This is a genomic window from Lachnospira multipara ATCC 19207 (genome assembly GCF_000424105.1).
Lineage (GTDB): Bacteria > Bacillota > Clostridia > Lachnospirales > Lachnospiraceae > Lachnospira > Lachnospira multipara.
In genome coordinates this window covers 228,174-240,316 of the sequence record NZ_AUJG01000002.1, presented here as the reverse complement: position 1 = coordinate 240,316, position 12,143 = coordinate 228,174, and the positions used below count along the sequence as shown (strand labels likewise).

Below are 12,143 nucleotides of genomic sequence, written 5' to 3'. Positions count from 1 at the left end.
TTAGCATTTAGCTGTATTTTTGGCAAATTTTAAACCTTTGTAAGGCTTATTATAACTAATTTTTTCTGCCAATTAACATAACTGCTAATTCAATTAAAAATTCGTTATTGCCAATTTCTTCTAGAATTTCAATACCCTTTCTAGAGTAGGAATTAACGTCTTCATTTGCCTTATCCATGCCATATAAAGTCACATAAGTTGTCTTATTGTTCTTATCATCAGAACCTACTGGCTTTCCAAGCTCATCTGTAGTACTTGTAACATCTAAGATGTCGTCCTGAATCTGGAAGGCAAGGCCAATAAATCTACCTGCAAGCTCTAATTTAGCAATTGTCTCTTCATTAGCACCTGCTAAATAACCGCCTGCCATAAAGGCACATTCTATTAAGGCAGCAGTTTTATTTTTGAAAATGTAATCTAACTCCTCTGCCTTAACCGGCTTATTAGTTAAATACACATCTAAACACTGTCCACCTACCATGCCGTAAATACCTGCCTTTGAAAGTATTACATTGGCGGCATTTGTAGCATTTGTAATTATTTTAGTCTCTGCCTTAATCTTGTCCTTAACTATTGTCATATTAGCTTCATTAAGGTCAGAATCTAGAAGTTTATTAATCTTTTCCTTAGCATCCTTTGAGATTTCGTTAACTCTATTAAGAATTAGCTCAGCGGCATAATTTAAAAGGCCATCTCCTGCAAGAATAGCCATATCCTCGCCAAAGGCCTTATGTGTAGTTAACTTACCTCTTCTGTATTCATCATTATCCATGGCTGGTAAATCGTCATGAACAAGTGAATATGTATGAATGCACTCAAGAGCTGCCATAAAGTCGTAAAGCACATTGCAGTCATTACCACCGCAAAGTCTGTAGCTTTCAAGCATAATTAAAGGTCTAATTCTTTTACCACCAGCATCTACGCTGTAGTTCATAGCCTTAATTACCTCAAGGGCGTAACCCTCTTCCTTTGGCAATCTCTCATCAATTATATCATTAATAAAATCAACCTGACTAGTTAGTTGCTCTTTAAAATTCTCCATCTGTCTCTTCAATCTCTCCATCTTCATTAATAATAATAATTTCTTTTTCTACTTTATCTAATTTACTATTACAGTCCTTAACAAGGCCTACACCCTCTTTATATAACTTAAAAGAATCATCTAGGCTAATCTTTCCTTCTTCAAGGGCGCCAATAATTTCTTCAAGTCTAGTAAAAGACACTTCTAGACTAAATTCTTTATTATCTTCTAAATTAAGCTCATTATCAGCCTTTGCTTTACACACTTCTTCTTTAATCTTCTTTGCCACTTTTACCTCCTACTATAGCCTCTAATTTACCATCCTTTAGGTAGATATTTAAGCTATCCCCTGTGTTAACGTCCTTAATTGAGGATACATTTTTTCCATTATGCTCCACATAAGAATAGCCAGAACTTAGCTTCTTTAGAGGACTTGCCCCCTCAAGCCTTGTAATTAAAAGCTCTAGTTTGTTCTTTTTATTTTGTAAAATGTTACTAAAGGCGTCTTCTAATTGCTCTTCAAGTCTAATTAAATCCTCGCGATTCTTATTAGCTACATTGATTGGATCTAGGAATTTAAGTCTTAATTCATACTTAGAGATTAAATCCCTGTAGCTTGTAATTTTTCTTGACATAGCCAGGTCTAAGCGCCTTTTAAGATTATCTATTGTATTCTCTATAACAGTTATATCGCTAACTGCAAGTTCTGCTGCCGCCGATGGTGTTGGGGCCCTTAAATCCGCTGCAAAGTCAGAAAGTGTAAAGTCAATTTCATGACCTACGGCAGAAATTATTGGTGTCTTAGAATAAAAAATCGTCTCAAAAACCATAGGCTCATTAAAAGCCCATAAATCCTCAATGGAACCACCACCACGACCAACAATAATAAGATCTAGGTTTAGTTTATTAAGGGTTTCAATGCCTTTTACAATTGAGTATTTGGCATTCTCTCCCTGAACTAATGCGGGATATAGAACAATCTCAATATAAGGATTTCGTCTCTTTGAAACATTAATAATATCCCTTATGGCAGCACCTGTTCTTGCAGTTACAACGCCAATTCTTTTAGCAAAGACAGGAATAGGTCTTTTATATTCCGGGGAAAATAAACCCATTTCCTCATATTGTTGCTTTAATTCTAAATATCGTTTATTTAAATCTCCAATTCCATCTTCTTCTATGCTTGTGACATAGAGTTGATATTTACCATCGCGTTCATAGACATCGACTCTTCCATGTACATTTACAGCCAAACCATCCTTAAGGGTGAATTTAAGGCTTTTCGCATTGGAAGCAAACATAATACAAGCAATGGCTCCGGTTTCATCTTTTAAAGTAAAATAAATATGACCGGAGCTATGATACTTGCAATTCGATATCTCTCCCTTTACTTGAACGCTTTTAAGAACGAAATCTTGCTGAAACATGTTCTTTATATAGGAATTGATCTGAGTTACAGTATATACTCCGGCCATTTATTATCTCTCCAAATTAATTATTAAGCTTTGCAAGTACACCATTAATAAATGATGGTGCATTATCAGAACCATACTTCTTAGCAAGTTCAATCGCTTCATTAATTGCTACATTCGTTGGAATGTCATCATCATACATTACTTCATAGGTTGCAAGTCTCATAATTGATAATTCTGCCTTACCAAGACGAGTTGTTGGCCAACCTTCTGAAATCTCGTTTATCTTAGCATCAATATCAGCTAGATTATTCTTGATAGCTATTGCTTTATCATGAATGTAGTTATAATCTGCTTCATTAATATCAATGCCTCTCTCTTCCTTAGTTCCTTCTCTTAAATTCTCAAAATACAAAGAAATTTGTTGTTCAAATTCGACAGTGTCATGGAATTCCACTCTGAATAAAAGCTTGAAAATATGCTCTCTCATCACTGTTCTGTTCATTCTAGACATATTATATAACTCCTAACATCTACGTAATTATCTATGCATTAAGCATCGATATTAACGCCTGAAATTTTGATATTAACTTCTGATACATCTAAACCAGTCATAGTTTCAACAGCTGACTTAACCTTTTCCTGAATTACAGTAGAAACAGCAGGGATTGATGTACCATACTTAATATTTACCACTAAGCTAACAGACACAGTCTGTTCGTTAACATAAACCTTAACTCCTTTAGCAAGGTTCTTAATACCAAGTTTAGCTACCATATCGTTAGTGATATTACCTGCTAAACTTACAACACCCTCTACTTCTGTTGCTGCAAGACCTGCAACAATAGCTACTACCTCATCAGAAATCTTAACTTCACCAATGTTATTGTTTTCTGAAACTGTATAATTAGCTCCTCTATCCTCAAACTCTTTAGTCATGTCTTAACCTCCATCGCTTTATTTTAAGCAGTTGTAATTTTAAAACATTATAACATATCACAAATTAGCTTGCAATTGCCAATAAACTACTCAACTGACTTAAGTGATTCTACCATTTTTATCTTAGATAATCTAGGGTACATTACCAAATCTACAATTAATGAGAAAATGAATGTAATTAGGTAGGTCAACACAAAGGATTTAGCGCTTATATAACTACCAAACATAACATCTTCAAGTTCAACTGTAGTCATAATATACATATGTAATAGACGGCCAAGGATTAATCCAAATACACCGCCAATTAAAGTAAGAAGAATAATCTCTCTATAGACATACATTCCTACTTCAAAATTATAAAAACCAAGTACCTTTGTTGTGGCAATTTCTCTGATTCTCTCGGAGATGTTTACATTTATAAGGTTATAAACTACCACAAAGGCAAGTAGCCCAGCAGATATTATAAGTACATAGGTTACAATGTCAAGGGACTTGATCATATTTTCATAATGCTCCACATTAGTATTTAAAAATGTCAAAGCTTTAATCTGCGCTCTATCCATAAGGTCGCTACTTACAAGATTAATTGTTTCGTCCTCTGAATCTGGAAGCTTTACAAGCATTCTATTAACTCCAAGGTCTTCCCCTGTAATAGAGGTGTAATAATTTGCAGTCATGTAAATGCTATGGCCTACATACATTTCACATATGCCAGAAATCTTAATAGTTATAGGAGCGCCATTAGCATCATTAATTGTAAAGCTATCTCCCACTTTAACTCCTAAGTCTCTAGCTAACTTTTCTGAAAGGATTGCTCCCTCATCTGTTAAATTTACCTTCTTATGAGACTTTCTATCTCTAAAGCTTAGGTAATTTTTATAGGCATCAATATCAGAAACAATTGAAATGCCTGCATCGATTTCCTTGTCATTATTGCTAGCTGTTTCAGTGTAGCCATAATCAAGTAAATAATCAGTATAAAGTAAATTACTATCCATATCTGAAGTAAGAGAATTTAAGCTCTCCTCTTCTAAATTGCTATTTAGACTCACAACTAAATCATAATGGAAAATCTCACTAAACTGCTTTGTTACTAAGCTTCTAATACTATCCTTTATACCAAAGCCTGCTAAAATTAGTGCTCCACAACCTGCAATTCCAATAATTGTCATTATAAATCTCTTCTTATAAAGGAATAGATTTCTCATAGTTACCTTAGTTGTAAAGTTTAGTCTTTTCCAGATAAAGCCCACCTTTTCAAGTAATATCTTCTTACCACTAATTGGAGCCTTAGGTCTCATAAGTTCTGATGGAACTTCTGCTGTTGTCTCTCCACAAGCAATTATTGTAACAATCATTGTTGTAAGAGTTAGGCTTAAAACTGCAATTATTGATAAAATTGTGTGGTTAGCTGGCACAATATCAGGAATTTGATAAATAATATTCCAAGCATTAATAATGATATAAGGGAAAATCTTTAGTCCCACAATGCAACCAAGGATTCCACCTATCATTGAAGCAATTAAGGCATACAAGACATATTTAAGTGAAATAATAAATCTTGAGTAACCAAGGGCTTTATAAGTACCAATTAAGCCTCTTTGCTCATCAATTAATCTAGCCATTGTTGTAAGACAAACAAGTCCTGCTACTACAATGAAAAAGATTGGGAATACTGTGGCAATGGCTCCCATTCTATTAGCACTCTGCTTGTAATCTACAAAAGAGTAGGATTCATTTCTTGTAAGGCTAAGCCATGTATAGTTAGAAATTCTATCCTCCACTTCAGTTAGTGCCTGATCAAAAGGCTCATTTACCAAACTATAGTCAAACTCTGCAAGAGCCTTTTGATAGTTTGGCTCAATATAAGGAGCAATCATATCTGAAACATCTCTATCTGGATAATAAGACTGATAAATAGAAGTTAGATTAGCCACAACCTGGGCATAAATCTCATCATTAAGAGTTGCTAGTCTAGCCTCTCTTTTTTCTTCAATCTCGCTTACTAAACTATTATAGCGCTCTTCAAATCTTGAATCTCCCACTGCAAGAATTGCATCCTCGTAAGACTCTAAATATTCAAAATAGTCATTATCATAAGTTGAGAAATCCTTTGCTCCAGAAATATTTAAATAAACTTCTGAATAATATTGACTCTTAAAGTTTTCATCATTTACAAAAACAAGATATGACAAAGTGCCATTTCCCACTGTTGTTGAATCGATATAGTAAGATACATAAACCGGTGTATATACGTAACCAACTACTGTGTAGCTTGTATTGGCAATTTCATCTTCTAGATTTTCGCCACCCTCAAGTAAGGCGTCAACTTCAGATTCTTCCCCCTTTGAAAATGTTATCTCATCTCCAATTTCAGGCAAATCTATTGTGCTTTCATATCTTATTACACATTCATTATCAGCTTCAGGTAATCTACCTTTAACTAGCTTTAGGCTGTTAACCCCGTCTGAATCTGGAAGACTAGTTACTCTTACAGCCTTTTCTACTTCGTCTACTGTAGTTAGTAGGTCTAGGTAGTGGCTTGCGAAAACATTTTCAACACCCTCCACCTGACTAATTTGATTCACATCCTCACTGTCAAAGCCAATTGATGATAAAATTCGTAAATCGTAAAGATTATAGTCATCATAGTAGGCATCAGATGAGGACTTCATATCGCTTGAAGAGGCGGTTACACCTGCAAAAAATGCTACGCCAATAAAGCAGATAGCAAATATAGCAAAGAATCGCCCAAAGCTTTGTTTTATTTCTCTTAGTAAATCTTTTATTAAAGCTAAACCCATATTCTCCTCCTACCACTCAATGTCATCTATAGATACAGGATTTTCATTAAGGGTGATGGACTCAACGGCACCATTCTTTACCTTAATAACTTTGTCTCCCATAGCTGAAATTGCTAGGTTATGGGTTATAACAACTACAGTTACCTTCTTCTCTTTACAGGTATCATAAAGAAGCTTTAAAATCTGCTTACCTGTATTATAATCAAGAGCGCCTGTCGGCTCATCACAAAGTAAAATCTTAGGGTTTTTTGCTAAAGCTCTAGCGATTGCTACTCTTTGCTGTTCACCACCAGAAATCTGTGATGGGAAGTTAGAAATTCTATCTTCTAGGCCAACGGCTTTAATAGTTTCATCGATATCTAAAGGATCCTTTACAATCTGTGTGGCAAGCTCAACATTTTCACGAACTGTTAAGTTTTGTACTAGATTGTAGAACTGAAATACAAAGCCAATATCATTCCTTCTATAAGTTGTTAATTTCTTGTTGTTATATTCGCTAATTTCTTTACCATCTACAATAATCTTACCTGTAGTCTGGCTATCCATACCTCCAAGAAGGTTTAAAATAGTACTCTTTCCTGCACCTGAAGCGCCAGCAATTACAACGAACTCTCCTTCATCAATTGTAAAGTTAGTTCCAGTTAGGGCTTTGATTTTGACATTGCCCATTCTGTAAATCTTCCAAACGTTCCTAAATTCAATAAAACTCATGTTCTCTCTCCTTCTTTAGAAAAGCTTTATAGTAGCTCCTCCTGGTATTTCGATACATTTATCATTATTCGCCATAACAAAGACGCTCATAGCGTTTGGATTGTAAACGTAAGAATTTCTTGCAAAGAACTGTAGGTTATTAAAGGCCTCGTCGTATTCAACGATTTCTAAATTAGTGGCATACCAAATGTCTTCTCTATTAGAAATAACCTTACAGAATTCCTCCATAAGCTCCCAATTGTCGTTTCTATCAAACTCAAAGCTATGTCCCCAAACATACATCATGTATAGATACTGCTTCTTTGTTAAATTTATAAAATCCTTAGCTAAATCTACTAAATGGTGATTGTGATGGCATGTTGGAAGCCAGTGCATATAATCTTCTGGAATTCCAAAGCCTGTCTCATCTCCAAGTAGAATTGGGCCTTCGGCTTCCTTTGCAAAATGTTTCGCTGCGCAAATGTTGGCATACTTATCACCTGCAACTCTTGCATACTTAAAGCCTAGTGACTTTGCTAAATTAATTATCTCATCATTATAAGAACCGTTAGGGAAAGCAAGTCCTCTAACGGGTCTTTGCATAATCTCTTCTAGATTATTCTTATCCTCTAGTAATTCCTCACAAATCTGGTATGGAGTGCATCTTGCCATTGTTGGATGTGTCATTGTATGCACTGCAACCTCGTGATTCTTATAAAGTTCGCGCCATTCATCTTGACTAATATGAATGGCATCTTTTACTGCTGAGTTAAGATTAAAAGTAGCCTTAATATGGTACTTGTCTAGTAACTCTAACAAGCGGTAATCCTGAACTTTTCCATCATCATAACTAAGTGTAAGGACTTTGTGTTTACCCCCTGGATAAGCCTTATATATTCTGTTCATCTTTTCCTCCCAAAACAATTAAAACCTTTGGATTTAATCATCTTTTTTAAATATAACTTACCATACAATTATACTACAATCCCTCAATTTATAAAAGGAAAAAGCCCTAAACCAACTAAGGTTTAGGGCCAAAAGGAGTATAATATTATTTTAATCTTTTCTTAATGATTTCAATCATTTCAGGATACTGATCTAGGATATTTGTTAATTCCTCGAAAATGAAACTCTTTTGTGTGATTTTAAGCTTCATAGAATCAATATTTTCTGAAACGGATTCGTAATATCTTTCAGAACTAAGAATAGTATCTGTAATTTCATCAATGTGCTCTGAACAAGAATTAATAACACTTTCAATACCCTTGTTGCCATCTTCGATTTCATCGGCAACAACCTTGATGTTATCTACAACTTCTTCAGTTTCATTGATATGGTTCATAGAATCATTCATAGCAGAACGTGTATCATCAATAGAATCCATAAGTCTTGAATTGTTTTGATTTAATCTGTCCATGCTATCGCCAATAGAACCTACTAATGTCTTAATATCAGAAGATAGTTTATTAACCTGGTCAGCTACAACTGCAAAGCCTCGTCCTGATTCACCAGCTCTTGCAGCCTCAATTGAAGCATTTAGAGCAAGTAAGTTAGTCTGATTTGCAATACCATTAATGGCATTTACCTTTTCTAAGATTTCATCAAAGCTCTTTTGGAATTCCTCAAATACTTCCTGAACAGCCTTGATTGTCTCATTTACAGACTGAGAAGAAACTCTTACATTATTCATGCTTTGATGAGTCTCATTAACAGTTCCAAGCATCTTATCAATGATTTCCTCGAAATGATTTAATACCTTTCTAACATCATCAAATTCATCTCTAAAATGTACAACGGAGTCATTGATTTCTCTTGACTGACGCTTAACTTCTACAAATGAACTTGTTACAGCCTGAAGGCTTTCAGATGTAATTAATTCCTCAGCAACTAATTTGTTTTTCTGTGCCATTATATGATTAGATGATTGCACAATTGGCATAAATACCTTATTTAAGTCTATCTTCTTTTCAGTTGTTGCTGTCTTTGCTGTATTATCCACTTTTCTACCAAACATTGCAAACCTCCTTAATTAATCAAAAACTGCACAAACCATTGTCTGATTTACATGCTGATTCAAATACTGTTCTCCACCAGCTATATATCCGAAATTAGGTGCTACTGTTGCCATGTTTTTTAGATATTCATTTGTGTAATTCTCGCTATTAAAGAAAAGATATCTAAAGCAGCAGTTAAAAGAAATCATACAAGATGGATTACTAACTTTACTTCTAATATTTCTCTTTGTCTCTTCAGCAACTTCTCTATAATCAAGAACACTTAAGATACTAATAGCATCATTTTCATAAATCTTCTTATAATTAATAAGACCACCATTAGTTCCTGGCTCCTTCATAGAAGCAATGTAAACTTCATCACCTACAACTCGACCAAATGGATTAACAAATACATTGTCGCAAACCTGATTTACAGGCACTCCAGTTTCCTCTGAATAAACTTGAGCTGCTGGCCTACCATCAAGACAACATAGCTCTCTCTTATTTAAGTCTACCTTTGTGGCAATATGTACAGGATTATCAGTAGGTGCGTAGATATTTTCCTTAAACATATGAACCTTGCCTTCTGTATTCTTAATCATCATATATCCTAGAGTATCTTTATAAACTTGTCCGTTTACAAATACTAAAGGATCTTTGCCCTCTGGAACATCAAAAATCGATCCACCAATAAGGCTAATTTTGTGCTTTTCTAATACAACGTTAAGTGTTGATGTAGCAACTTCTTCGTTGTATGGGCAAAACTCTAGGCAGATTGTATTATCAGCACCAGCGCCTACTTCCTGTACACTCTTTTCAAGTGTATAGATTTCTGATAAAGGAGCTCTTCTAATGTGTTTAATAATACCTGCAGCCATCTTTGCTCCACCTGTTACAGCCATAATCTGAAGATGCTTATCATCAATCGTATCATTAAAATAGCTAATTCCACCTGTACCAAGTACTGGCACTCCCGGGAATCTGCTAGTTAGTTCATTTCCCACTGATTCAATCATTTCATATGGGCAAATATAAACTAATCCGATTGGATTTGATACGCCTCCTAAAGCCTCCGTTACAGCCTTAGCAAAATCAACATTCTTACTAATTCCAAACTTAGATTTCATAAAGCCTCCTAATTTGTATTAATTTGTTACGCACTTAAACTAAATGTATTTTAACACAAAATATTTTATTTAGCTAGTAAATAGGGAGATAAAACTTAAATTTTTTGTGAAGATAGATATATGTATGAATCTAATTCTCTGGAATTGTATAAAATTATATATTTATAAGAAGTTAGAAGATATAATTGGATATGTATAAAAAGTATGTAAATAAAAAAGAGGTGTAGCTACTGCTACACCTCTAAAATCTAAATCTATATACTAATGAAAGTTATAATTTAGTTTATTCTTTACTTAATTACTGTGGCTGCTTTCCGATATAAGCAAGGATACCACCATCAACGTAAAGAATATGACCATTAACAGCATTAGATGCTTCTGAAGCTAAGAATACTGCAGGACCTGCAAGTTCTTCTGGCTGTAACCATCTTTCAGCTGGAGTCTTAGCAACGATGAATGCATCGAATGGATGTCTTGAACCATCAGCCTGTCTCTCACGAAGAGGAGCTGTCTGAGGAGTTTCAATATAACCAGGTCCAATACCATTACACTGGATATTGTACTTACCATATTCAGAACAAATATTTCTTGTAAGCATCTTTAAACCACCCTTAGCTGCAGCGTAAGCTGAAACTGTTTCACGGCCTAATTCTGACATCATTGAGCAGATGTTGATGATCTTACCATGACCTCTTTCGATCATTGATGGAATAACTGCCTTAGATACGATGAATGGAGCATTTAAGTCTACATCGATTACCTGTCTGAATTCAGCAGCTGTCATTTCGCACATAGGAATTCTCTTAATGATACCAGCGTTGTTAACTAAGATATCGATAGGACCAACTTCCTTTGTGATCTTTTCTACTGTAGCGTTAACAGCATCTTCATCTGTAACGTCACAAACATAACCTGTAGCATCGATACCAGCTTCCTTATAAGCTGCAATACCCTTATCTACTAATTCCTGCTTAATATCGTTGAAAACGATCTTAGCACCAGCCTTTGCCATGCCAGAAGCGATAGCAAAACCAATACCATAAGATGCACCAGTTACGAATGCAATCTTGCCTTCAAGTGAAAAATTAACTGACATTTTATTAATCTCCTTCTTTTTTTAATTTATAAATGAAATTTGGAAAACCAAATAACATTATCTTATATAGCTTAAGATTTATACGTCTTTAAGAAAATGCCTTAGAAATCCTCTTATTTTCTAAGAAATTATCTTAAATCTTTCATGTCTACATCATCCATATCATCGAAGTCCTGGTTCTCGCCAACCATACCCCAAATGAATGTATATGCATGTGTAGCCGAAGCTGAGTGAATTGACCAGCTTGGAGAAATAACAGCTTCTTCATTTCTCATAACGATGTGACGTGTCTCTGTTGGCTCGCCCATGTAGTGGAATACTACAGCATCTTCTGGTACTTCAAAGTAAAGATAAACTTCCATTCTTCTATCATGTGTATGGCATGGCATTGTGTTCCAAACTGAACCTGGCTCAAGGCAAGTCATACCCATCTCTAACTGACAGCTTTCAACCTGACCTGGAAGGATGTACTTGTTGATTGTTCTGTGGTTAGCAGATTCAAGGCAACCAAGTTCCTTCTTGTTTTCTGGTAAAATATCCTTAGCAGGATCGATAAATACTGTAGGATATGTCTTATGAGCTGGAGCTGAATTTAAGTAGAACTTAGCTGGGTTTGTAGGATCAGCACTCTTAAATGTAATATCCTTAGCGCCCATACCAATATACATACCATCTTTATACTTGAAATTATATTCTGTTCCATCAACAGTAACTGTACCATTACCACCGATGTTAATAATACCTAATTCTCTTCTCTCTAAGAAATACTTAGCTCTAAGCTCATCACCTGCTTCAAGCTTTAATTCTTTATTAACTGGAGTTGCAGCACCAACGATAATTCTATCGATCTGGCTGTAAGTTAACTTAATTTCATCTGGAACAAATACGTTCTCAATTAAAAAATCATGTCTTAATCTTGCTGTGTCGTAAGTCTTTACGTCCACAGGATTTGCACCTGGTCTAACTTCCATCTTAATATCTCCTTAAAATTACAAAAAAATTTTAGTCCTTTTAACTTTCACTAAAATAGTAAAAGTTAAAAAATCTAAATCGCAATGTC

At 34.8% G+C, this 12,143-nt stretch carries 12 protein-coding genes; all 12 read right to left on the bottom strand.

Annotated elements, in window-relative coordinates:
* Nucleotides 1-55: 55 nt before the first annotated feature.
* Nucleotides 56-1,042, bottom strand: coding sequence for a polyprenyl synthetase family protein (locus G600_RS0103520; RefSeq protein WP_027430698.1), 987 nt, complete (start codon nucleotides 1,040-1,042; stop codon nucleotides 56-58).
* The gene (gene xseB, locus G600_RS0103515; RefSeq protein ID WP_242826344.1) at nucleotides 1,029-1,310 is read right to left on the bottom strand and encodes an exodeoxyribonuclease VII small subunit; all 282 of its coding nucleotides are present in this window, start codon (nucleotides 1,308-1,310) and stop codon (nucleotides 1,029-1,031) included. The genes G600_RS0103520 and xseB overlap by 14 nt, the downstream gene beginning before the upstream one ends.
* Nucleotides 1,294-2,496 (bottom strand): exodeoxyribonuclease VII large subunit, encoded by a 1,203-nt coding sequence (gene xseA / locus G600_RS0103510; protein ID WP_027430696.1) that lies wholly within the window; start codon nucleotides 2,494-2,496, stop codon nucleotides 1,294-1,296. The genes xseB and xseA overlap by 17 nt, the downstream gene beginning before the upstream one ends.
* A gap of 16 nt (nucleotides 2,497-2,512) precedes the next feature.
* Nucleotides 2,513-2,947, bottom strand: coding sequence for a transcription antitermination factor NusB (nusB, locus tag G600_RS0103505; RefSeq protein ID WP_330361974.1), 435 nt, complete (start codon nucleotides 2,945-2,947; stop codon nucleotides 2,513-2,515).
* 38 nt (nucleotides 2,948-2,985) lie between these two features.
* Nucleotides 2,986-3,372: an Asp23/Gls24 family envelope stress response protein gene (locus tag G600_RS0103500; protein WP_027430694.1), complete on the bottom strand. Its 387-nt coding sequence runs from the start codon at nucleotides 3,370-3,372 to the stop codon at nucleotides 2,986-2,988.
* A gap of 86 nt (nucleotides 3,373-3,458) precedes the next feature.
* Nucleotides 3,459-6,176 carry an ABC transporter permease gene (locus G600_RS14930; RefSeq protein ID WP_027430693.1) on the bottom strand — a complete coding sequence of 906 codons (2,718 nt, stop codon included), beginning with the start codon at nucleotides 6,174-6,176 and terminating at the stop codon, nucleotides 3,459-3,461.
* Nucleotides 6,177-6,185: 9 nt separating this feature from the next.
* A complete protein-coding gene (locus tag G600_RS0103490) occupies nucleotides 6,186-6,887 on the bottom strand; it encodes an ABC transporter ATP-binding protein (protein ID WP_027430692.1) in 702 nt (233 codons plus the stop codon).
* 15 nt (nucleotides 6,888-6,902) lie between these two features.
* Nucleotides 6,903-7,772, bottom strand: coding sequence for a polysaccharide deacetylase family protein (locus G600_RS0103485; RefSeq protein ID WP_027430691.1), 870 nt, complete (start codon nucleotides 7,770-7,772; stop codon nucleotides 6,903-6,905).
* A gap of 145 nt (nucleotides 7,773-7,917) precedes the next feature.
* Nucleotides 7,918-8,880 (bottom strand): methyl-accepting chemotaxis protein, encoded by a 963-nt coding sequence (locus tag G600_RS0103480; protein ID WP_027430690.1) that lies wholly within the window; start codon nucleotides 8,878-8,880, stop codon nucleotides 7,918-7,920.
* A gap of 15 nt (nucleotides 8,881-8,895) precedes the next feature.
* On the bottom strand, nucleotides 8,896-9,987 hold the full coding sequence (locus tag G600_RS0103475; protein ID WP_027430689.1) for an FIST N-terminal domain-containing protein: 1,092 nt from the start codon (nucleotides 9,985-9,987) through the stop codon (nucleotides 8,896-8,898).
* Nucleotides 9,988-10,285: 298 nt separating this feature from the next.
* Nucleotides 10,286-11,083: a gluconate 5-dehydrogenase gene (locus G600_RS0103470; protein WP_027430688.1), complete on the bottom strand. Its 798-nt coding sequence runs from the start codon at nucleotides 11,081-11,083 to the stop codon at nucleotides 10,286-10,288.
* Nucleotides 11,084-11,211: 128 nt separating this feature from the next.
* Entirely contained in the window at nucleotides 11,212-12,054 is an 843-nt protein-coding gene (kduI, locus tag G600_RS0103465) for a 5-dehydro-4-deoxy-D-glucuronate isomerase (RefSeq protein WP_027430687.1), read from the bottom strand.
* Nucleotides 12,055-12,143 lie beyond the last annotated feature (89 nt).